We start from the raw sequence: 21,801 nt of genomic DNA on the forward strand, positions 1-21,801 counted from the left end.
CACATGGTCGCGACATGGGTTTTTCGATTGCGGATTGGGACCGCCCCTGGAAGCTTGCGCGACTGTCGGCTTCGTCTAGGAAATTCCCGAACCTCGGACTGGAGCGGGCATGATTCGTCTCATCGGCTATTTCTTTGGCATCGGCACGACGCTGGCGCTGCTGGTGGCGGCCGGTCTTGCCATCTACATCAGCCATCTGACGAAGGACCTGCCCGACTACGAGGTTCTGGCCAAATACGAACCGCCGGTGACGACGCGCATCCACGCCTCCGACGGCGCGCTGATGGCTGAATATGCGCGCGAGCGGCGTCTCTATCTGCCGATCCAGGCCATCCCGGACCGCGTCAAGGCCGCCTTCATGTCGGCCGAGGACAAGAACTTCTACAACCATCCGGGCATCGACATCACCGGTCTTGGCCGCGCCATCATCGTCAATCTGCAGAATTTCGGTTCCGGCCGGCGGCAGGTCGGCGCCTCGACGATCACCCAGCAGGTGGCCAAGAACTTCCTGCTCTCTTCCGATCAGACCTATGAGCGCAAGATCAAGGAGATGATCCTGGCCTTCCGCATCGAGCAGGCCTATTCGAAGGACCGCATCCTCGAGCTCTATCTCAACGAAATCTTCTTCGGCTTCGGCGCCTATGGCGTCGCGGGCGCCGCGCTCACCTATTTCGACAAATCGGTCAACGAGCTGACGGTCGCCGAGGCGGCTTATCTCGCCTCGTTGCCGAAGGGCCCGAACAACTATCACCCCTTCAAGCACGCCGACCGTGCCCTGGAGCGCCGCAACTGGGTCATCGACCAGATGGTCGAGAACGGCTACGTCACCCGCGAGGAGGGCGACAAGGCCAAGGCCGAACCGCTCGGCGTAACGCCGCGCCGCAACGGCTCCTATCTGTTTGCCGGCGAGTACTTCACCGAGGAAGTCCGCCGCCAGATCATCGCGCGCTACGGCGAGAATGCGCTTTACGAGGGCGGCCTGTCGGTGCGCACCACGCTCGATCCCAAAATCCAGCTTATCGCTCGCAAGGCGATGCAGAACGGCCTGCTCAAATACGACATGCTGCGCGGCTATCGCGGTCCGGTGACGCATATCGACGTTTCCGGCGACTGGGGCGTGCCGCTCGGCAATGTGAAGGGCCTCGAGGATGTGCCGGAATGGACGCTGGCCGTCGTGCTCGACAGCTCGGCAACCGGCCTGACCATCGGCATCCAGCCGACGCGGCAGATTTCCGGCGATCTGGTCAAGGAACGCGTCCAGGGCACCGTCAGCAAGGAGGACATGGGCTTCGCCATGCGCCACTTCGTCAACGGCAAGTCCGTCAGGGCGAAGTCTCCGGCGGAAGTGCTGGAGCCCGGCGATGTGGTCTTCGTGCAGAAGAATGACGGCTCCGACAACACCTACATGCTGCGCCAGGTGCCGGAGGTCGAGGGCGGCCTCGTCGCCATGGATCCGCACACCGGCCGCGTGCTTGCCATGGTCGGCGGCTTCTCCTACGCGCAGTCGGAATTCAACCGCGCCACCCAGGCGATGCGTCAGCCCGGTTCCTCGTTCAAGCCGATCGTTTATTCGGCGGCGCTCGACAATGGCTACACGCCGGCTTCGGTGATCATGGACGGCCCGATCACCATCCAGAGCGGCAACACCACCTGGACGCCGAAGAACTACGACGGCACGGTCGCCGGCCCGGCCACCTTGCGCTCCGGCATCGAGAAGTCGCGCAATCTGATGACCGTGCGGCTCGCCAACGACATGGGCATGAAGCTGGTCGTGGAATATGCCGAGCGCTTTGGCGTCTACGATCATCTGGCGCCCTATCTGCCGATGGCGCTGGGCTCCGGCGAGACGACCGTCATGCGCATGGTCTCGGCCTATTCGATCATGGCCAATGGCGGCAAATCGATCAAACCGTCGCTGATCGACCGCATCCAGGACCGTTACGGCAAGACGGTGTTCAAGCAGGACGAGCGCGGCTGCGAAGGCTGCAACGCCACCGAATGGAAGAACCAGCCGGAGCCGGAGCTGGTCGACAATTCCGAGCAGGTGCTCGACCCGATGACCGCCTACCAGATCACCTCGATGATGGAGGGCGTCGTGCAGCGCGGCACCGGCGCAACCGTCGGCGAGCTCGGCCGCCACATCGCCGGCAAGACCGGCACGACCAATGACGAGAAGGACGCCTGGTTCATCGGCTTCACCCCGAACCTCGTCGTCGGCCTCTATATGGGCTACGACACGCCGCGCGGCCTTGGCCATGGCGCCACTGGCGGCGGCTTGGCAGCCCCGATCTTCAAGGACTTCATGCGCGTTGCGCTCGACGGCAAGCCGAACACCGACTTCCAGGTTCCCGATGGCATGAAGCTGATCGCAATCAACCGCAAGACCGGCATGCGTGCTGCCGAAGGCGATCCGAACACCATCATCGAGGCTTTCAAGCCCGGCACCGGTCCGGCCGACAGCTACTGGGTGATCGGCATGGGCGCCGATGGCTCCAACGGTTCCGGCGCGGGGCTGTCGCCGCAGGCCAACCAGGCCATCCAGGACGGCGGCGGCGGCCTCTACTGACGTTGCCGGATTTCGCAATGGGCCGGCAGGTTGGTGCCGGCCCATTTCGCTTTACAGGCGGCGATGCCGTGCCTATGTATCGCGCCTATTCCGAAAAGACCGAAAAGAACAGGACCGAACGAAGAGCCATGCGCGCGGAAACGCTCAACATTGTCGACGAGATCAGGCAGGCGATAACCCTGCTGAGGAGGCATCTTTGACTGGGACCAGGCTGTAAAGCGGCTTGAATACCTGAATTCGCGCGCCGAGGATTCCAGCCTCTGGAATGATCCGATCGAAGCGCAGAAGCTGATGCGGGAGCGCCAGGAGCTCGAGGACGGCATCGCCGCCGTCAAGGGGATGACGCAGGCGCTGGAAGACAATATCGGCCTGATCGAACTCGGCGAGGAAGAGGGCGACGACGGCATTATCGCGGAAGCGGAGGCGGCGCTGCGTTCGATGCAGGGCGAGGCGAAGGCCCGCCAGGTCGAGACGCTGCTCTCGGGCGAGGCCGACGCCAACGACAGCTATCTCGAAATCCATGCCGGCGCTGGCGGCACCGAGAGCCAGGACTGGGCCTCGATGCTCCTGCGCATGTACACGCGCTGGGCCGAGCGCCGCCGCTTCAAGGTCGAGATTCTGGAAATCCATGACGGCGAAGAGGCGGGCATCAAGTCCGCCACCGTGCTGATCAAGGGCCACAACGCCTATGGCTGGCTGAAGACCGAGTCCGGCGTCCATCGCCTGGTGCGCATTTCGCCTTACGACAGCAACGCGCGGCGCCACACCTCCTTCGCCAGCGTCTGGGTCTATCCGGTCATAGATGACTCGATCGAGATCAATGTTTCCGAATCCGATGTGCGCATCGACACCTATCGTTCCTCGGGTTCGGGCGGCCAGCACGTCAACACAACCGACTCGGCGGTGCGCATCACCCATTTGGCGACCGGCATCGCGGTCGCCTGCCAGGCCGAGCGCTCGCAGCACAAGAACCGCGCCAAGGCCTGGGAAATGCTGCGCTCGCGGCTTTACGAGGAAGAGCTGAAGAAGCGCGAGGCGGTCGCCAATGCCACCGAGGCGTCGAAGAGCGACATCGGCTGGGGCCACCAGATCCGCTCCTACGTGCTGCAGCCCTATCAGCTCGTGAAGGATCTGCGCACCGGCGTCGAAAGCACTTCGCCGTCGAGCGTGCTCGACGGCGATCTCGACGAGTTCATGGAAGCCTCGCTCTCGCATCGCATCGAGGGCGGCGCGGGCGAAGCAGTGGCGGACCTCGACTAGGCGTCCCCGCGTCGCACGAGGGAGGAGCCGGTGACGCGCAAACTTACCGGAAAATGCTTCTGCGGCGCAGTCCACTATGAGGTTGCGGACGAATTCGTTTATGCCGCCAACTGCCATTGCTCGAATTGCCGGCGCACCACGGGGTCGGCGTTCAAACCCTTCGCCGGCATCGAGCGCGAAAAGTTTCGCCTGACCGCCGGCGATGACCCGCTGCTGATCTACGGTGACGAAACTGGCCACGACGCGCATTGCGGGCGATGCGGCTCGCTCATCTATTCGCTAGTCCGCGACGGCGCCTATGTGCATATCGCCATGGGGACGCTGGTCGACGATCCGACCATACGGCCGACCGCCCACATCTTTGTCGGGTCCAAGGCGAAGTGGTTCACAATCGCCGACGACCTGCCGCAATATGATGGGCATGTTCCCGGCTGAACGCTTGGAACCAGCTTGAGCCGAATCCCGTTGTCCGGCACCAGTTCCGTGCGGCTAACCGGTCGTTAACCAAGCCGGCACACGATTCTGGATAGCAGGGGTTGGCGTGAAGCGCGGCTTTACCGATGCAAGCGGATGCTTGCGCCAACCGAGGAATCAGCCCAGCCTTTGCGCTGGGAGTAAAAGCATTTATGGCCGGGTGCGGCATATCTGCGACCGACGATCCGGCCACTGGGAAGATACGTTCCGGGAACGGGCAAGCGAAAACGCTTGATGCTCGAAAGGAACGTTTCGATGTCTGCTGCCATATCAAGATCGGCCCAAGCCGTTCGACCGGCTGGCCGACTTTTGTTCTCCCTGTTCGCTGTTGGAGCCATCTCGGTGCTGGCGCCGCCGGCCATCGCGCACGACGCCCAGCCTACGGCGGTTATGCCGCAAGGCTGGAAATACCCCTTTGCCTGTTGTGCCAACTTCGATTGCAAGGAGGTGCCGCAGTCATCGATCAGCGAGCGGCCCGAAGGCTATGTCATAAAAGGCACGGGCGAGGTGGTGGCCTATAGCGACAAGCGGGTCAAGAATTCGCCCGACGGCGAATATCACTGGTGCGCGCATCAGGCCGGGCTCGACGCCGGCAAGACGATCTGCCTGTTCGTGCCGCCACCCTCTTACTAGGGCTTTGGACCTGCCGCGGGAGGCAAGACGCGGGCCTCGATCCACGGCAGCAGAAGGCTGCATACCCTGCTGACAGACGGTTGTCAGGGCGGCTTCTTTATGTTGCCTTGCCACGGAGCAATTCCAGGTTTCCGTTCGGAATTGCGTGAAAGAAAGCGCGTGGCGGACAATGGGAGAGGTGAGTTCATGACCATCAAGGGAAGCTGCCATTGCAAGGCGACAACCTTCGAGGTTGCCGAGGCGCCGCGGACGGTGACGCAATGCACATGCTCGTTCTGCTCGAAGCGCGGGTCGCTATGGGCGTATTATGTGCCGTCGCAATTCAAGCTCACGAGCCCGCCGCAGAACGTCTCCTTCTACCGCTGGGGCTCGAAGACCGTAAAGCACGGGTTCTGCGCCACCTGCGGCTGCGGCACCTTCACCGAAACCCCTGATTGGTCGACCGGAAAGCCGGACTTCGACAACCCGAAGATCAGCGTCAATTCGCGCCTGTTCGACGATTTCGACCTGGATAAGGTCGAGGTGGTGGTCATCGACGGCAAGAATTTGTGGTAGACGCGAAGCGGGAACGACCGCCGGACTTGCCGGCCGCATTCCCGTTCCGTTTTTCGCCGCATTTCATGCTACAAGGCTGCGGAAGGGCTGATTTGGCGCGGCCGCAAAGGCCGCGAATTGGAGAGGGACCAATCTCATGAAGAAGACTGTGCTCGTCGCCGTGGCGACGGCTCTATTGGTGAGCGCCTGCACCACCACCGATCCGTATACCGGCGACCAGAAGATCTCCAATACGGCAGCCGGCGCCGGCCTCGGCGCGCTGGCTGGTGCCAGCCTCGGTCTGCTGGCCGGCGGCAATGACCGCCGCAACGCCCTGATCGGTGCCGGCATCGGCGCGCTCGCCGGCGGCGCGATCGGCGCGACGATGGACCAGAACGAGGCGGAGCTTCGCCGTCAGCTGCAGGGCACCGGCGTCAGCGTCACCCGCAGCGGCGACCAGATCATCCTCAACATGCCGTCCGACATCACCTTCAATGTCGACCAGGATGCGGTGAAGCCGGGCTTCTATCCGGTGCTGAATTCGGTCGCGCTGGTGCTGAAGAAATTCCGCCAGACCACGGTGGACGTTTTCGGCCACACCGATTCGACCGGCGGCGACCAGCACAATTTCGATCTTTCGCAGCGTCGCGCGCTTGCCGTCGCAAATTACCTGTCCGGCCAGGGCGTCGATCAGCGCCGCTTCGCCGTCACCGGCTTCGGCAAGACCCGCCCGATCGCATCCAATGCGACCGCCGCCGGCCGTGAGCAGAACCGCCGCGTCGAAATCCAGCTGTCGCCGCTCACCTGAGAGAAAACGGCGCCTAGAGGCGCAAAACACCATCAAGGCAAACGGCCCCCGTACGGGGCCGTTTTTGTTTGAAATGGTCCAAAGATGGGATCGGAGGTCTTATGGCATTAGCTTGTTCTAATTGATGCTTTTCTGGAACCCGTGAAAGGACTACCATCCTGCTGTTCCAGAGGGGATGGGGCGGTGAATTGGCCGCGCAATCAACACCTGCCGCCCCGGTCTTGCACGGCCAGATCAAGGAATCTGGGAGGAATGCATGACAAGAACAGCTCGCTTGGGGCGCTGCGGCGTCCTCGCTTTGGCGTATCTTTTCGGCACATCGTTCGGGGTCGCGACGGCCCGCGCCGAGGACGCCAACAAGGCCGACATCGAAGCCTTGAAGAAATCGCTGGCCAAGTATGAAGATTACACGGCCGCTGTCCGCGACCTCTATTTGTCGACCGTCGGCTGCGTCCACTATAGCGGCGAGAAGATAGACGGCGCGATGTACTATCCGAAGGGCGCGATGGGCATCCATTTCGTCAACGTCCCGAGCGTCGGCAAGCCGCTCGACCCGATGAAGCCCAACGTCCTGATCTACGAGCCGACGAAGAAGGGCTTGAAGCTGGTCGGCGTGGAATGGCTGGTGCCGCTGACACCGGACACCAAGACGGCCCCGACATTATTCGGCCAAAAATTCATGGGGCCGATGGAAGGCCACTATCCGCTCATTCCGAGGGAGTTCGTCCACTACGACCTGCATGCATGGCTGTTCAAAGACAATCCGAACGGCATGTTCAGTCCAACGAACCCGAACGTGAAATGCAGCAAGGCCGAGTTCCCGATGCTTGAGAAGCCGACCAAGATGATGCCGGGACCGATGTAGCATCGCCTTTGGCCGGCTTGCTTCGGGCGAAGCAGAAAAAGAAATGCGGCCCCGTTTAGGGGGCCGCTTTCATTCCAGGCTATGCTGGGATCGACTTCAGACCTTCGCGACGATCCGCATGAAGGCCGGCACGTCGTCGCCGAAGCCGACGGTTGCGTCGTCTTCTTCCTGACGGTGGCGGCCGGGGCGGTCGCGCTGCGGGCGGGCGTCGCCGCGCTGCTCGTGACGGTTGCCCGGGCCCTTGCGCTCGTTCTCGGAACGGATCGCGTCCTTGCGGGCGCGGCGTTCGGCGATATCGGCCACTTCGGCGACGGGCTGTTCCTCGCGCGCGGTATCGGGCGTCTCGTCGCGCTTGGCGTGACGGTCCTTCTTGCGCTCGCCGCGTTCTTTGCGATCGTCCTTGCGGTCCTCGTCCTTGCGGCCGGCGCGACGCGGGGCGCCGCGGCCGCGGCGCGGCTGCTCCTCGCCCTCGCTCTCGGTCACGGTCGACAGGTCGCCGTCATGCCACTCGATCTTGGTGCCGATCAGCCTCTCGATCGCGTCGACATACTTGGTGTCGGAGCGGGTGGCGATGGTGAAGGACTTGCCGGCGCGGCCGGCGCGGCCGGTGCGGCCGATGCGATGGACATAGTCCTCGGCATGGATCGGCACATCGTAGTTGAAGACGTGGCTGACGTCGGGAATGTCGAGACCGCGCGCGGCGACGTCCGAGGCTACGAGGTAGCGCAGCTTGCCGTCGCGGAAATTGGCGAGCATCTGCATGCGGGCGCGCTGGTCCATGTCGCCATGCAGCGCGCCGGCATCGAAATCATGCTTCAGCAGCGAGCGGAACAGCTCCGATACTTCGATCTTGCGGTTGCAGAAGATGATCGCGTTCTTCAGTTCCGCGTCTTCGGCCTTGATCAGGTTGCGCAGGGTCTCGCGCTTGTCCCATGGCTTCGCGCCGGATTTCACCAGCCGCTGCGTGATGCTGGTTGCGGTGGAGGCCGCCTTGGAAACCTCGACGCGGACCGGCGCATGCAGGAATTTCTCGGTGAGCTTGGTGATCTCCGGCGGCATCGTCGCCGAGAAGAACAGCGTCTGGCGCGTGAACGGGATCATCTCGCAGATGCGCTCGATGTCGGGAATGAAGCCCATGTCGAGCATCCGGTCGGCCTCGTCGATGACGAGAATCTCGACGCCGTTGAGAAGGAGCTTGCCGCGCTCACGGTGGTCGAGCAGGCGGCCGGGCGTAGCTATCAGCACGTCGGCGCCGCGCTCGAGCTTCTTGTCCTGCTCGTCGAATGAGACGCCGCCGATCAGAAGCGCGATGTTGAGCTTGTGGTTCTTGCCGTATTTGATGAAGTTTTCCTCGACCTGCGCGGCCAGCTCACGGGTCGGTTCGAGGATCAGCGTGCGCGGCATGCGGGCTCGCGCCCGGCCCTTTTCCAGGCGCGTCAGCATCGGCAGCACGAAGGAAGCGGTCTTGCCGGTGCCGGTTTGGGCGATACCCAGCACGTCCTTGCCGAGCAGCGCATGCGGGATGGCGCCGGCCTGGATCGGCGTCGGCTTGGTGTAGCCGGCATCGGTGACTGCGGAGAGCACCTTCGGCGACAGGCCGAGGTCTGAGAATGTCAACGCTTCTTGAGCGATCGTGGTGTCTGAGGACAAGTGTTTGTTGTCTTTGTTGGTTGGGAAAATCGCGACACAGTAGCCGCGGCAGGCGCCGCGCGCCTGCAAGATCGGTGTTGCAGTTAGGCGCAAGTCCTCGATTTGTCAACAGAAACGGACCGAAATACAGCGATTGTGAAGACGTAACCTTAATCGCGACGCTTAATCGAAACAGTATCGTTGCGCCGGCTCAGTAGCGGAACTGCTCGGCAAGGATGCGTTCGTTCCACGAATGGTTCGGATCGAACAGCAAAGTTGCCGTCGCCGTCGGCGATTCCCGCACGGTGATGGAGGCCACCGCCTTGACCTCGGTATGATCGGCCGCGGCATTCACCGGGCGCTTTTCGGCTTCCAGGATGTCGAAGCGTATGGTCGCCTTGTTGGACAGCAGCGCCCCACGCCAGCGGCGCGGTCGGAAAGGACTCACTGGCGTCAGCGCCAGAAGCGGCGCATCGAGCGGCAGGATCGGCCCATGCGCCGACAGATTGTAGGCGGTGGAGCCGGCGGGCGTCGCGATCATCACGCCGTCGCAGTTGAGCTCCTCCAGCCGCACCTGGCCATCGACGGTGATGCGGATCTTCGCCGTCTGGTAGGACTGGCGCCACAGCGCCACCTCGTTGATGGCCGGCGCCGAAACGGTTTCGCCGTCATGCGTCACCGCGACCATTTCGAGCGGCCGGATCGTCTCGGCGACCGCGGCGGCGATGCGTTCCTCGAGGCCGCCGGCGCGATATTCGTTCATCAGGAAGCCAATGGTGCCACGGTTCATGCCGTAGACCTTCTTGCCCGTGCTCATTGTGTCGCGCAACGTCTGCAGGAGAAAGCCGTCGCCGCCGAGCGCAATGATGATCTCGGCCTCCGCGACAGGCACCTGCCCATAGCGCGCCGACAGGCTTTCCAGCGCCGCGCGGGCGTCGTCGGTGTCGGAAGAGACGAAGGCGAAACGGCTGGCGGCTTTGCTCATGGCTCCCGGAGGGCGACCGTCTGCGGGGCCGCGCCGGCGACGGCGTAGCATGCGCCGCCCGTATCTGTGAAGGGCGCTGCGCTGGCAGGCGGGTCACACCCGACAATCGCGCTTCGTGACAGCCGCGACACGAATGTGATGGCCGCTATGGTTAAGGCGAAGCTTAAACACTCGTAAAGCCGGATCGATCATGTTAGCCGACAGTGGATGGGTTGGCGGGGGCTGGCCAGTCGAGAGACCTGTCTATTGCCGGTAACGCGTCTGATCATAGTCTTCCTGATGATGGGAAGTTTCGCGCTCATGTTCGCTGAACTGGTGCGCCATTCCGAAGAGATGAGCCAGCGGCCACAGCCGACGGCCTCCCGCTGCGGTGACGCCACCGGGACACCTTGTCCGCAAAGGGCGCTGTAGCCCGCCCGGGATGATATTCGCCGAATGCGCGCATGAACGCCGCGCGGTCGCGATGACCGCGGTTAGTCGATCTTCGGTGAGATCTCGTGGGATTTTCCATCAGTCTCGGTTCTGCGCGCATATGCCGGATCCAGCAGGTCGCGAAAACGACGCTCGCTACATTGCCCTGTAATTCGCAAGGTTCTATGTGTCTTTTCGACAGAATCTTGGAGCGTGCGCGCTTCGAAAACAAATCGGCGCGATAATGCATGGAATAACCCGGAAAGATCGTCGCGCCGTGCTGGTCGCCGGTGGCAGCGGCTTCATCGGTTCGCATCTGGTCGATCGTCTCTTGCAGCGCACGGATCTCGAACGCCTGGTTGTGGTTGACAACCTATGGACCGGCTCCCGCCGGAATCTTGCACACTTTGACGATCCACGATTGAGCCTCGAGGTGGAGAGTGCGGAGATATTTGCCACCTCACAGCGGTTCGATGAAATCATTCACTTGGCATCGCCCGCTTCGCCGCGCTGGTACATGAGCGATCCGGCTCGCACTATTCGTGCCAATATCAGTGGAGCTTTCAACCTTCTGGGTTTGCTCAAACCCGGCGGCCGCTTCTGTTTTTCATCTACCTCAGAGGTGTACGGCGATCCGCTGGTTTCTCCGCAACCGGAGAGTTATCGAGGTTCAGTGGACTGCACGGGCCCCAGATCCTCCTATGACGAAAGCAAGCGTTGCACGGAAGCGCTGTTGTTTGAGACCCAACGCACGCAGGGACTCGACGTGAGAGTGGTGAGGCTCTTCAACGTATATGGGCCGCGCACGCGTATAGATGACGGGCGCGCGATTTCGAACTTCATAAGCCAAGCGCTCACGACTGGAGTGCTGACCGTCTACGGCGACGGTCTGCAATCGCGCAGTTGGGGTTATGTCGATGACATTGTCGATGGATTGGAGCGTTTCTTCTGGCGCGATAACATTTCGTATCGCGGCCCGCTCAACATCGGTAACGACTACGAGGTTCCGGTCCTTGAGATCGCAAAATTCATCTGCTCCCTGGTTCCGGGCAGCTCAATCGTTCATCATGAACCGGTTCCTCAAGATCCGACGAATCGTTGCCCGGACCTGACCTTAGCCAAACGTATTCTTCCAGGTTGGGAAGCTGCTACAGGCTATCGGGAAGGCATTCGACAGACCCTTGAGTGGTTCCGGAGCCAGCTCGCCGCTCCTGCCGCGGCCCAGGCCTAAGATTGCCTAAAGTGTCGCCGGCATCCGTCAGGAAGGCCGGCTTCTCATCGATACCGTTTCCAATCGACCTTCGAAATACGGCATGAAGACCGTCTCGAATGCCTTGAGCGCCGCGCCGATTGCCTGGTGCATGTCGAGATAGCGGTATGTCCCGAGCCGGCCGCCGAAATGAGTGTTTTCTTCCCGGTGCGCGCGCGCCTGGTAGCGCTCGTAGATCTGTTGGTCGGCGCGGGTATCGATTGGATAGTAGGGTTCGTCGCCGCGACGAGCGAAATGTGAGAATTCGCGACCGATCAACGTTCTGTCGCTGTTGAATTCCCGCTCAGGGTTGAAATGCCTGAACTCAACGATGCGCGTGTAAGGCACGGCTTCGTCGGCGAAGTTCATGATGGCGGTGCCCTGATAGTCCGGCGTATCCATATGTTCGAATTCAATGTCGATCGTTCGCCATCCGAGGTCCCCTTCGGCGTAGTCGAAATACCGGTCGATGGCGCCTGTATAGGCAACTGGAATATTTTTGGGTAGCGATCCTTTGATCTCGAAGAAGTCGACGCCTAGCCTGGTCTCGATCTGCGGATGCGCAAGCATCTTCTTGAAGATCGCGGTGTAGCCGTCGAGCGGCTGTCCCTGGTATCGGTCGTTGAAATAACCGTCCTCGAATGTATAGCGCACCGGCAAACGCGCGATGGTCTGCGGCGGGAGTTCGCGGGGATCGGTCTGCCACTGCTTGGCGGTGTAGCCTTTGATGAACGCTTCGTAGAGCGGGCGCCCGATAAGGGAGATGGCTTTCTCCTCGAGATTGGTCGGCTGCCGGTCGCCGAGTTCGGATGATTGCTCGGCAATCAGCGCCCGCGCTTGATCGGGGCTGAGCCGTTTGCCGAAGAACTGGCAGATCGTCGCCAGATTGATCGGCAGGGAATAGACCTGGTCGCGATATGACGAGTACGCCCGGTGCCTATAGGAGCTGAATCGCGTGAAGGCGTGCAGGTATTCCCAGACCTCTTTGTTCGGCGTGTGGAAGAGGTGAGGCCCATAGCGATGGATTTCGGCACCCGTTGCCGGGTCGATCTCGGTGTAGGCGTTGCCGCCGACGTGGGCGCGCCGGTCGATCACCAGCACGCGACGCCCCAGCTTCGTCGCAATACGCTCGGCAAGTGTTGCGCCGTAGAACCCGGCCCCTACGACAAGAAGATCGACGCCGTTCAACATGCCTTTGCCTGGTCGGCGGCGTGAACCGGACGCAAGTCGAGCGCGACGGTCGAAAGTTCGGTTGCCTTGAAGTGTTGTCGGCGGACATGCCGCCACAGCGTTTTCTTCAATCGATACACCTGTCTGAATGTCTTCAGCCGGAGGGCGTAATCCAGCATCATGCGCAGGCCGATGGCGGTCTTTGATCGCCAACGGCGACCCTTTCGGTCCACAGCCTCATAGGAGATCGGATAAAATTCATCCAGGCCAAATCTGGCCTGCAACTGCGCGTATTCCGCTTCGCGCGTAAGGCCGTTTTCCAACATCACTTGGGCAAGTGCGGTTCCGACAGGGCGTGTGTGACGGATCGACAAATTATCGAACACGGCGGACTTGCGTCGATTGTCGGCGCGCAGCCGCGTCCAAAGCGAATCCAGGCCGAAGCCACTCATTGAACGTTCGAAGAGCGGCAACACCTTGAGCAGTATGTCGGCCCGGAGGCAGGGAGCCATAATCTCGATCTTGTCCACGAAGCGGAACTCGAAACTGTCGCAGCGCATGAACGACAAATGCGAAAAGTAGCTGTCGAGCGTCAGGGAGGGCTGGCCGACATCGAGGTCGAGCCGGCGCATATTCGCAAATATGGCCTCGATGGTCTTTCGGTCGGCCTCGAGATCGTCATCCGGAAGCCAGAAATACTGATAGCGCTGAAGCAGGTCAGGCTGCTGACGGAACAGTGCGAAAAGGCCGTCCCACTTGCCGCCTTTCTGATCCGCCCGTCTTTCGTAAGGCAAGCCGAAGGCCGAAGGATCGGACCCGTAATAACTAACAATCAGGTCGAAATTACATTCAGGCTCGTCCGCGCCCCAGCCACGGTGCAGGGACCTGTCGCCGGCTCTGACGATCACGAGATCGCGGTGGCCGGCCGGCATCTGAGATTTGCTGACGGTGTTCATGCTGCGATGGGCTGCCTTGCTGCTTGGCTGCGCTTACGCCAACGTTGCTCGGTTAAGTAGGTTGAACGTTAGGAGCGCTTGCCGCAAGACCGGCGGCCGGTTATCGACTGAGGGCTAATTCGACATTCGCCAAAATGCCCCGTGTCAGGATGACTATCCATGAAGCTGATCGTTGTTACCCCGGCCGGGCGCGAGAAATACCTTGGCGTGCTCAGCCATCATGTTCTGAAGAGCTCTCGTGTCCACGAATGGCATCTGTGGGACAACTGCCGCAACGAGCAGGATCGCGCCTATCTTAGGCAATTAGCGAGCGCCGATTCGCGGATCAAAATCAAGACGTTGCCCCAGGCCAATGGAAGTTTCGACGTCATCGGACGCTTTTTCCGTTTCTGCGACGATCCCGATGCTTTCTATCTGAGGCTGGACGATGACATTGTGTTCCTTGAGGATGGTTTTTTTGAAAAGTACATGGAACGGGTGTTGCCAGAACGGGGCTCGGCCCTGTGGTATGCGCCGCTTATCATCAACAACGCCATCTGCAACACATTCATTAAATACCTCTCTGCGGTTCAGATCGAAGGGCCGCTGACCTGCCAGGCGATGTGCCCGTTCTCTTGGTCCCATCCGACTTTCCCGCTTGCGATGCATCCGGTTCTGATCGAAGCGGTGCGCACCGGCCGCCTGGGCGATTTCCGGGTGCCCGACCGCGAAGTCAGGGCTTCGCGGTTCTCCATCAACGCGATCGGCTTTTTCGGATCGGAAATAGTTGAGCTGGGAGACATTTTTCATCCTCAGGGAGACGAAGAAGAGTGGCTGTCGGCTGTGCTGCCCGTAAAGCTTGGGCGGCCGGGCAAGGTTTTCGGCGATCTGATTGCGGCGCACTTTTCCTTCTACACGCAAGAGAAGGCGCTTTTGGGCACCACGATCCTCGAAGATTATTATGATCTGGCCGGACTGCCGGCGCCTGTCTACAAGAAGACTGTGGTTCGGCTGAAGGACCGGTTGAGACCCTGGAAGAAAAACCGCAATGGAACTCCGCCGAAATATACGATCACGCTCTCGAAAGATCGGGCGGATCCAATGCGGTAGGATGGCAGCATCGAAAGCCGCTGGTTTCGCCATTCGGAAGCGCCGGACCGTATCGTCCGCCGTCGGTCTCCTTCACCTCCGCAGGTGGCAGCCGGCCTTGCGCTTGCCCGCAACATACTCGTCGATGAGCTGCCGGTAGCGCACCTTGCCGAAACTCGGAAAATGGCCGCCATGCACGACCGAGACGTCGAGGTCGCGGATAGCAAGCAGCGTCCCGACATAATCCTGAATATCGGAGTGATAGACGTCGTCGATCAGCGGCCCGTCATAGACGATGTCGCCCGACAGCAGGATGCCGGTCCTTCTCTCGTAAAGCGCGATGCCGCCGGGCGAATGTCCAGGCGTGTGGATGACCTCGAAGGCGCGGTCACCGAGATCGACGACATCGCCGTGCTCGAGCAGCCGGCCCGCCGGTGCCGGCAGGATCAGGTAGCGCGCCGTATCCCAGCCTTCCGGCGCGCCGTCGAACATCTCCTCATTGGCGTAACGGTCGGCGACCGTCCATTCATTGCGCGGATCGGCAAGGATTTGGGCTTCGGCCGAATGCACGCAGCGATCGGAGAATTCGTGATGGCAGCCGATGTGGTCGAAATGCGTGTGGCTGGCGACGCAGGTCAGCTTGCGCTCGCTCACCAGCGGAACATGGCGCCGTAGGCTGAAATGGCCGAGGCCGGTATCGAACAGCAGGTCGCGGTCGCGCCCGCGCACATGCCAGATGTTGCAGCGGAAGAACGGCTTTATCCACGGCTCATGTATGAGCGTGACGCTGTCGCCCATGCGGATGGTTTCGTACCAGTCCGGAGCCTCGATGACCGGAAGCATACCCATGGATCAGTCCGCCAGCAGGATGATGTCTTGAGCGTTGCATGAAACCGGGATCGTGTCGCCTGCCTGAACGGTGGCGGAAGCGGGAGCCTTGGCGATGAACTGCAATGCCGGGTCCAGCATCGAGGTGGCCAGCACGCGCTTGAAGCTGCCCTGGAAGACGACATCGCCGACCTTGGCTGTGCCCAGCGTGACATCGCTCTTTACTTCGCCGAGAACCAGGTGCTCGGGCCGAATGGCGAGCGCGACCGGGGCGCCGGCAGACGACGCGCCGGGCAGTGAAATCGGCCCCACCGCCGTCGAGGCCCTGACGATCCCGTTCCTCGCCTCGGTAACTGTGCCGGCAAGGATCGTGCTCTCGCCCATGAAGGTAGCGGAAAAACGCGTCGCCGGCCGCGCATAGACCCGCTCGGGCGGGCCTTCGTCCTCGATGCGTCCGTCATTCATCACCACGCAATGGTCGGCCAGCGCCATCGCTTCTTCCTGGTCGTGGGTGACATGGATGAAGGCGGTGCCGACGCGCTTCTGGATCGCCTTCAACTCGTCCTGCATCTGCCGGCGCAGCTTCAGGTCCAGCGCGCCGAGCGGCTCGTCGAGCAGAAGCACCGCAGGCTCGATGACCAGCGCGCGGGCGAGCGCCACGCGCTGGCGCTGGCCACCGGAAAGCTGATGCGGCTTCTCGTCGAAGGCGGCCGCCAGCCCGACAAGCGCAAGTGCCTCGCGCGCCTTCGCCACCCTCGTCGCGCCGTCGACGCCTTGCATGCGCAGCCCGAAGCCGACATTGCCGCCGACGCTCATATGCGGAAACAGCGCATAGTCCTGGAACACGGTGGTCGTCGGGCGCTTGGCCGGCGGCACCGCGGTGCAATCCTGGCCACGAATGAAGACCTTGCCCTCGCTTGGATTGACGAAGCCGCCGAGGATCGAAAGCAGCGTCGTCTTGCCGGAACCGGACGGGCCGAGCAGGATCGTATAGCTGCCGGGCTCGATCGCCAGCGAGACGTTCTTCAGCACCGGGAGCTGGCCGAAGCGGTGCGAGACGTTGCGAATGTCGACCAAGGGCGCGCTCATGCCGGCTTTCTCCGCAACAGCGTCAGTTCGAAAAACACCACCAGGACGATGGAGACGGCAAAGACCAGCGAGCCGACGGCATTGGTCTTGGGATTGAGGCCGGAGCGCAGGAGGTTCCAGATTTCCACGGGCAGCGTCGTCTCGAAACGGGTGAGCAGGAAGGAGATGACGAACTCGTCCCAGGAGAAGGTCATCGACAGGAAGAAGCCGGCGAAGATTGCCGGCGCCATGACCGGCACGGTGATCATGACCAGCACCTTCCACTCGGCGGCGCCGAGGTCGCGCGCGGCGCGCTCGATGTTGATCTGGTGATCGCCCATCTGGCTGTAGATGATGGCGAAGCAGAGCGGCAGGTTGATCACGACATGGCCGATGCCGGCCGCAAGCAGCGATTTCGGCACGCCGGCCCAGTTGAACAGCACCAGCAGGCCCATGCCGATGATGAGGTAGCTGACGGTAAGCGGCAGCGTGATCAACCCGCGCAGGATGGCCGAGCCCGGCAGCACGAAACGGGCAAAACCCCAGGCCGACAGAAAGCCGAGCGTGACCGAAGCAAGCGAGGAGAGCACCGCCACCAGCAGCGAATTGACCAATGCCGAGGTGAGCCGCGCATCGGACAGCACCGCCTGGTACCAGCGCAGTGACGGGCCGGTGAAGGGCGGGATGGGGAAGGAGGTCGCCTGCAGCGAAAACAGCACCAGCACGACCACCGGCAGGAAGATGAAGCCGTAGACGGCGATGGCGTAGCCCCAGGCGGCGAAGCGGACGGCAGCGCGCATGATCAGGCCCGCTCGATCTTCAACCAGCGCGCGCAGGCGAGATAGGCGATGGTGACGACGGCCATCAGGATGATCGACAGCGCGGAGGCCAGCGGAAAATCGCCGCGGCGGCCGATCTGCATCATGACGAGCTGCGGCATGAGCAGCTCGTTGTTGCCGCCGAGTATCTGCGGCGTGATGTAGTCGCCGATGCAGAGCACGAAAGTCAGGAACGCGCCGACCATGATGCCCGGCAAGGTGAGCGGCAGCACGACATGCAGGAAGGTGCGCACCGGTCCCGCGCCGAGATCGGCGGCCGCCTTGCGGTAACTCGGGCTGAGCTGCTTGAGATTGGCGAAGATCGTCAGCGTCAGAAGCATGACGAAGAAATGCACGAAGCCGGTGACGGTGGCGAAGCGCGTGTTGGCGAGCTGCAGCGGTTCGCCGATCAGGCCGATGCCGGTCAGCGCCCGGTTGATGACGCCGTTCTGCGCCAGCACCAGCAGCCAGGAATAGGAGCGCACGACATAGGAGGTCCAGAACGGCAGCACGGCCAGCATCAGCGCCAGCCGCTGCCACCGTTCCGGCACCATCTCGGCAAGGATCCAGGCAAAGGGATAGGCGAGCAGGATCGAGATCACGGTGACGATTGCCGTGACCTCCAGCGAGTTGACCATCGCCCGCCAGTAGGACGGGTCGGTGAAGAACTGGCTGTAATTGGCTAAAGTGAAGCCGCCGCCTTCATGCGCCGTGAGGCTGGAAAACCCCATGGCGATGAAGGGCAGCACGAAGAATGCACACGTCCATGCCAGCGCCGGCGTGACCAGCGCCCAGGGCAGGGCACGCGAATTGTTTCCCGCGGATGCCATCGGCCGATTTACTGCGCCTGCAGCATCTCGGTCCACATGTCCTGCATCTTCTTATCGAGATCGGCGTTCGGCGCCGGATAGGCCTGGGCGCGGGCGAGGAAGCCGGGCTGCTCGTCGAAGCGCAGGATCTTCTTCTGATCGTCGCTCAGCGCCGCCTTCTTGTTGGACGGCATGCCCCAGTAGCAGGATGAGGTCGCAAGCCGCGCCTGGCCCTCCGGGCTCATAATGTACTGGATGAATTTCAGCGCCATGTCCTTGTTCTTGGAATCCTTGAACATGGCGAGCGACTGCGACCACAGCACAGCACCCTCTTTCGGGATAGAGAAGTCGAGCGCCGGGTTCTCCTTGGCAAGGCCGGCAGTGACCCACTCGCCGCCGCCGACCAGAATGTCGACTTCGCCGGTGGCTAACGCGGTCTGGCTGGCGGTGACTTCGCCGACGAGCTTGGCATTGGCCTTCATTTTGAGAAGCTCGGCCTTCAGCGCCGGCAGGTCGGCTTCGGTGAGTTCGGCGGTCTTCTTGCCGATGGCCAAAGCGGCCATGCCGATTACCGGCAGGTAATAGTCGTATATCGCGATCTTGCCCTTGTATTTGTCGCTGGTGAGCGAGGCCAGCGACTGCATGTCGGCCGGATCGACCTTGGTCTTGTTGAAGCCGATCGTGTTGTAGCCGAACTTTTCGGTGATGCCGTAGCGCTTGCCGCCGACGACGGTGGACTTGTCCATCTTCACTTCCGGGAAGAGGTCGGCGAAGGGCAATTTGTCCTCAGGCAGAGGCTCGAACAGGCCCTTTTCGACGCCACGCGGCACGTCGATGCTATCGATCACCATCACATCCCAGTCGCCCGGCTGCGACTGCTCGACGATTGCGAGACCTGCACCGGTGCCCTCGAACTCCTTGACGTTGACCTTGACGTTGTTGGCCTCCTCGAAGGGCTGCAGCAGCGCCGGATCGGAATGGTCGCACCAGATCAGCGCATTGAGGTCGGCGGCCTGGGCACTGCCGGCCGCGAGCAGCAATGCGGCTGTCGCGCAGGCGGCTGAAAGATGAGATTTCAGAATGGAAAGCGGATTCCGGGCATTGACGGTCATCGAGTGTTCTCCCTGCCTTTGCTGGCTTGTTGGAGAAAAGTTGAACCAATTCTAAAATTGAGTCAATTATGATTTGTAGCAGAGAGGCTGGTATGAGCGGATTGCGCGAACGGCAGAAGGCGGACCGGCACCGCCGCATCATCGATGCGGCGACGGCGCTTTTCCGCGAGGCCGGCTATGAAGGCGCCAAGATCGAAGCGATCGCCGCACAGGCCGAGGTCTCGATCGGCACCATCTACAACTACTACCAGAACAAGGGCGACATCCTCGGCGCCATCGTTTCAATGGAAGTCAACGAGGTGCTGAATGCGGGGCGAGGGGTGGTCGCCAGCCCCCCGGCCAATGTCGGCGACGCGCTGGACACGCTGATCGGCATCTATATCGAGCACTCGCTGAATTATCTGAGCAAGGAGATGTGGCGTCAGGCGATGGCGATCTCGACCCAATTGCCCGACAGCCCCTTCGGCCAGGCCTACACCGCGCTCGACCGCGCGCTAACCGAACAAATAAGCGCCCTGATGGCGCGGCTGCAGGAGATCGGCCTCGTGCGGCCGGACATCGACGGGCCGGCGGTGGGAGAGCTGATCTTCAACAACATGAACATGATGTTCATCGAGTTCGTCAAGCGCGACGAAGCGAGGATACCGGAGCTGCGAGCGGCGGTACGAAGGCAGAACCGGATTTTGGTGTCGGCGATTGCGGTGTGAGCCCTCAGGAAAGGTCCCGGCATGCAAGGTTCGCCTGATGAGCGGGCGCTAATCGAGTTTCAGGATGCGCCCCTTGTCGAGACGGAATATTCCGTCATTGCCCCCCTGGGACTCAAAATCGGTCTGCAAATCGTCCCATGTGCCGAGATATTGCCCGCAATCAGCGCATCTGATTGGCGTTGAAGGCTGGGCGTCGGCCGGGATCTGGAGGCGGATCGTCCCGCAAAAGGGGCACTCCAAAAGGTGATCCAGATATGCGCCCGCCATTGTCTTCATTCAGGGAACCTCGGCGTCGAATTCAACCGCAAATCCTGCGTCGATCGCGGCTCGTGCGATGTGATCGCCAAGTTGCCAATCCGTCAGCTCGCAGAGTGGGAACATCTCTCTCACAGCATGGACAGAGTCGGCGATCGAAATGCTGGGGTCGTCGACCTTATCGATCAGATAACGGACAATCGCCTGCCGAACGTCCGACGAAATGCCTGTCTGGGCGACCGTGAGCATCTCCGACCCTACGAATGGAGCCGCATTTCCTCGCCCTCGGCCATCGTTGCGTCGAAGGCCACGGGAATGCCGTGAACGATGCAGGCCGCCGCCAACATACCCTCCAGCTCGTGGTCGCTGGTTCTGCAGGCAGGCATAAGTGTCCGGATGGCGCGGATTGCCTGTGAGATGGAAAGGAACTGGGCTCGACCCCTGGAAAGGACATAGGCCTCGGTCGCCTTTTCAACCGTGACGCTGTGAAAAGCGTTGGTCATTGCGAATTCCTCCCTGAGCCCAAACCAACGTGATTTACGCCCTATTTTCAGAGGCCATCAAGCATATGTACGCTTCCGGACAATCAGCCGGAGACAACGTCGAAATGGCGTTGCTCTTCCTCGCCATAGGCACCGTGTGTGAGCTTAATCAGTCCGCTGCGATCGACGATCGTGATCTCGCCGCGTCTGGCTTGGACCAGCCCCCGATATTCAAGCATTTGCAGGGCCGTTGTGACCCCTGGGCGCCGGGCGCCAAGCATGGTCGCCAGAAATTCGTGCGTCAGGTAAATCTTGCTTCCTGAAGAGCGATCGTGGACCATGAGCAGCCACCGAGCCAGTCGCTCCTCGATCTTCGAGTGGCCGTTGACCAGCGCGGTCCGGGAGGCCTGGATGAGGAAGGCGTTGGCATAGCGAAGCAACGATCGGCCAAGGGTCGGGCTTTTTGCGAGGGCCGCGCGAAGATTTTCAACCGGCAGGCACCAGCCCTGGCCAGCGATCTGAATATAGGTCTCGTTGGGAGAGCTCTCCTGGCCGAGAATGACCGTAACACCCGTCATACCATCGTGGCCGATGATGCCGACTTCGCTTTGGCGCCCTCTGGTCATGGTAGCGACTACCGAAGCGATCCCCGTCTCGGGAAAATACACCTGCTCTATCGGCTGATAGGCGACCTCTAGCTGTTCTCTGATGCCCAGTTCGACGTGATGCATTGACGGCTGCAAGAGGGCGAAATCGTCACGGGCGAGGGATTTCAGTACGTGGTTGCGAAAAATGGATTGAGGCATGGCTCTTCTCCCGTTGCGGGCAAGAGCACTTTCCTCTCACTGTCGGCTGCATCCGTACGTGCCTGGCGGCCGATATCGAAAGCATAGGCTTCGGACGGCCGATTAGCAACGACGCTCGCTTGCATGCCAAACTTTGCATGCCGGATTTCGCATCGTTTCGCTTGATGATTTGCGCGAGTGTCACAAGCCTTGGCTAGGGTGGCACGTTACCCCTGCGTATACCCCTTAACCCCCGGCGTTGAAAAAGATAGCGGCTTTGCAAAGTGTTAGGCGATTGAACGAGCCCGCCAGCTCAAGTGCCGCGTTTA

Annotated in this window: 24 protein-coding genes; 11 read left to right on the top strand and 13 right to left on the bottom strand. The window is 61.5% G+C overall.

Annotation, left to right across the window (positions count from 1 at the left end):
- Window positions 1-109: 109 nt before the first annotated feature.
- The 8 genes from FJ414_RS24395 to FJ414_RS24425 all read left to right on the top strand — a co-directional run bounded on the left by FJ414_RS24395 (window position 110) and on the right by FJ414_RS24425 (window position 7,140).
- Window positions 110-2,566 (top strand): penicillin-binding protein 1A, encoded by a 2,457-nt coding sequence (locus FJ414_RS24395; protein ID WP_140646943.1) that lies wholly within the window; start codon window positions 110-112, stop codon window positions 2,564-2,566.
- A 17-nt stretch (window positions 2,567-2,583) separates the two neighbouring features.
- Window positions 2,584-2,766, top strand: a complete 183-nt coding sequence (locus tag FJ414_RS31585; RefSeq protein ID WP_181175487.1) for a hypothetical protein — start codon at window positions 2,584-2,586, stop codon at window positions 2,764-2,766.
- A protein-coding gene (gene prfB, locus FJ414_RS24400; protein WP_140646944.1) for a peptide chain release factor 2 occupies window positions 2,695-3,826 on the top strand; the annotation gives its coding sequence in 2 pieces (ribosomal slippage) (window positions 2,695-2,760 and window positions 2,762-3,826; 1,131 coding nt in all). Before FJ414_RS31585 ends, prfB begins: the two co-directional genes overlap by 72 nt.
- Window positions 3,827-3,856: 30 nt before the next feature.
- Window positions 3,857-4,261, top strand: a complete 405-nt coding sequence (locus tag FJ414_RS24405) for a GFA family protein (RefSeq protein WP_140646945.1) — start codon at window positions 3,857-3,859, stop codon at window positions 4,259-4,261.
- Between the two features lie 294 nt (window positions 4,262-4,555).
- Window positions 4,556-4,933, top strand: coding sequence for a hypothetical protein (locus tag FJ414_RS24410; protein ID WP_140646946.1), 378 nt, complete (start codon window positions 4,556-4,558; stop codon window positions 4,931-4,933).
- 186 nt (window positions 4,934-5,119) lie between these two features.
- The gene (locus tag FJ414_RS24415; RefSeq protein WP_140646947.1) at window positions 5,120-5,488 is read left to right on the top strand and encodes a GFA family protein; all 369 of its coding nucleotides are present in this window, start codon (window positions 5,120-5,122) and stop codon (window positions 5,486-5,488) included.
- Between the two features lie 136 nt (window positions 5,489-5,624).
- The gene (locus FJ414_RS24420) at window positions 5,625-6,275 is read left to right on the top strand and encodes an OmpA family protein (protein ID WP_112099652.1); all 651 of its coding nucleotides are present in this window, start codon (window positions 5,625-5,627) and stop codon (window positions 6,273-6,275) included.
- A gap of 256 nt (window positions 6,276-6,531) precedes the next feature.
- Entirely contained in the window at window positions 6,532-7,140 is a 609-nt protein-coding gene (locus FJ414_RS24425) for a hypothetical protein (protein ID WP_140646948.1), read from the top strand.
- Between the two features lie 96 nt (window positions 7,141-7,236).
- Here FJ414_RS24425 and FJ414_RS24430 read toward each other — a convergent pair whose 3' ends face one another.
- Entirely contained in the window at window positions 7,237-8,790 is a 1,554-nt protein-coding gene (locus tag FJ414_RS24430) for a DEAD/DEAH box helicase (protein ID WP_181181703.1), read from the bottom strand.
- 190 nt (window positions 8,791-8,980) lie between these two features.
- Window positions 8,981-9,754: an NAD kinase gene (locus FJ414_RS24435; RefSeq protein ID WP_140646950.1), complete on the bottom strand. Its 774-nt coding sequence runs from the start codon at window positions 9,752-9,754 to the stop codon at window positions 8,981-8,983.
- Between the two features lie 655 nt (window positions 9,755-10,409).
- On the opposite strand from FJ414_RS24435, the gene FJ414_RS24445 reads away from it, so the two are divergent.
- Window positions 10,410-11,396, top strand: a complete 987-nt coding sequence (locus FJ414_RS24445; RefSeq protein ID WP_140646952.1) for an NAD-dependent epimerase/dehydratase family protein — start codon at window positions 10,410-10,412, stop codon at window positions 11,394-11,396.
- Between the two features lie 27 nt (window positions 11,397-11,423).
- On the opposite strand, the gene glf is transcribed toward FJ414_RS24445, so the two are convergent.
- Window positions 11,424-12,605, bottom strand: coding sequence for a UDP-galactopyranose mutase (glf, locus tag FJ414_RS24450; RefSeq protein WP_140646953.1), 1,182 nt, complete (start codon window positions 12,603-12,605; stop codon window positions 11,424-11,426).
- Complete coding sequence (locus tag FJ414_RS24455) at window positions 12,599-13,540, bottom strand: hypothetical protein (RefSeq protein ID WP_140646954.1); 942 nt, start codon at window positions 13,538-13,540, stop codon at window positions 12,599-12,601. Before FJ414_RS24455 ends, glf begins: the two co-directional genes overlap by 7 nt.
- A 159-nt stretch (window positions 13,541-13,699) precedes the next feature.
- Here FJ414_RS24455 and FJ414_RS24460 point away from each other — a divergent pair, with 159 nt between their 5' ends.
- Entirely contained in the window at window positions 13,700-14,629 is a 930-nt protein-coding gene (locus tag FJ414_RS24460; RefSeq protein WP_140646955.1) for a hypothetical protein, read from the top strand.
- 72 nt (window positions 14,630-14,701) lie between these two features.
- Here FJ414_RS24460 and FJ414_RS24465 read toward each other — a convergent pair whose 3' ends face one another.
- Genes FJ414_RS24465 through FJ414_RS24485 form a run of 5 tightly spaced genes read right to left on the bottom strand, consistent with a single transcriptional unit; the run spans window position 14,702 to window position 19,243 of the window.
- Window positions 14,702-15,457: an MBL fold metallo-hydrolase gene (locus FJ414_RS24465; protein WP_140646956.1), complete on the bottom strand. Its 756-nt coding sequence runs from the start codon at window positions 15,455-15,457 to the stop codon at window positions 14,702-14,704.
- Between the two features lie 3 nt (window positions 15,458-15,460).
- The gene (locus FJ414_RS24470) at window positions 15,461-16,525 is read right to left on the bottom strand and encodes an ABC transporter ATP-binding protein (RefSeq protein ID WP_140646957.1); all 1,065 of its coding nucleotides are present in this window, start codon (window positions 16,523-16,525) and stop codon (window positions 15,461-15,463) included.
- Window positions 16,522-17,304 (bottom strand): ABC transporter permease, encoded by a 783-nt coding sequence (locus FJ414_RS24475; RefSeq protein ID WP_140646958.1) that lies wholly within the window; start codon window positions 17,302-17,304, stop codon window positions 16,522-16,524. Before FJ414_RS24475 ends, FJ414_RS24470 begins: the two co-directional genes overlap by 4 nt.
- A 2-nt stretch (window positions 17,305-17,306) precedes the next feature.
- Entirely contained in the window at window positions 17,307-18,152 is an 846-nt protein-coding gene (locus FJ414_RS24480; RefSeq protein ID WP_140646959.1) for an ABC transporter permease, read from the bottom strand.
- Window positions 18,153-18,160: 8 nt separating this feature from the next.
- The gene (locus FJ414_RS24485; RefSeq protein ID WP_140646960.1) at window positions 18,161-19,243 is read right to left on the bottom strand and encodes a spermidine/putrescine ABC transporter substrate-binding protein; all 1,083 of its coding nucleotides are present in this window, start codon (window positions 19,241-19,243) and stop codon (window positions 18,161-18,163) included.
- A 92-nt stretch (window positions 19,244-19,335) separates the two neighbouring features.
- Between FJ414_RS24485 and FJ414_RS24490 the strand changes: the two genes are divergently transcribed.
- Window positions 19,336-19,950 (top strand): TetR/AcrR family transcriptional regulator, encoded by a 615-nt coding sequence (locus tag FJ414_RS24490; RefSeq protein WP_140646961.1) that lies wholly within the window; start codon window positions 19,336-19,338, stop codon window positions 19,948-19,950.
- A gap of 48 nt (window positions 19,951-19,998) precedes the next feature.
- Here the strand turns inward: FJ414_RS24490 and FJ414_RS24495 are convergent, their stop codons facing one another.
- From FJ414_RS24495 to FJ414_RS24510, 4 genes are all read right to left on the bottom strand, one after another.
- On the bottom strand, window positions 19,999-20,226 hold the full coding sequence (locus tag FJ414_RS24495) for a hypothetical protein (RefSeq protein WP_246672495.1): 228 nt from the start codon (window positions 20,224-20,226) through the stop codon (window positions 19,999-20,001).
- Complete coding sequence (locus FJ414_RS24500; RefSeq protein WP_140646962.1) at window positions 20,227-20,454, bottom strand: hypothetical protein; 228 nt, start codon at window positions 20,452-20,454, stop codon at window positions 20,227-20,229. It lies immediately after the preceding gene.
- An 8-nt stretch (window positions 20,455-20,462) separates the two neighbouring features.
- On the bottom strand, window positions 20,463-20,708 hold the full coding sequence (locus tag FJ414_RS24505; protein WP_140646963.1) for a hypothetical protein: 246 nt from the start codon (window positions 20,706-20,708) through the stop codon (window positions 20,463-20,465).
- An 83-nt stretch (window positions 20,709-20,791) separates the two neighbouring features.
- Window positions 20,792-21,493, bottom strand: coding sequence for a Crp/Fnr family transcriptional regulator (locus FJ414_RS24510; protein ID WP_140646964.1), 702 nt, complete (start codon window positions 21,491-21,493; stop codon window positions 20,792-20,794).
- Between the last annotated feature and the right edge of the window lie 308 nt (window positions 21,494-21,801).

It is taken from the genome of Mesorhizobium sp. B3-1-6 (genome assembly GCF_006439555.1).
Taxonomy (GTDB): Bacteria; Pseudomonadota; Alphaproteobacteria; order Rhizobiales; family Rhizobiaceae; genus Mesorhizobium.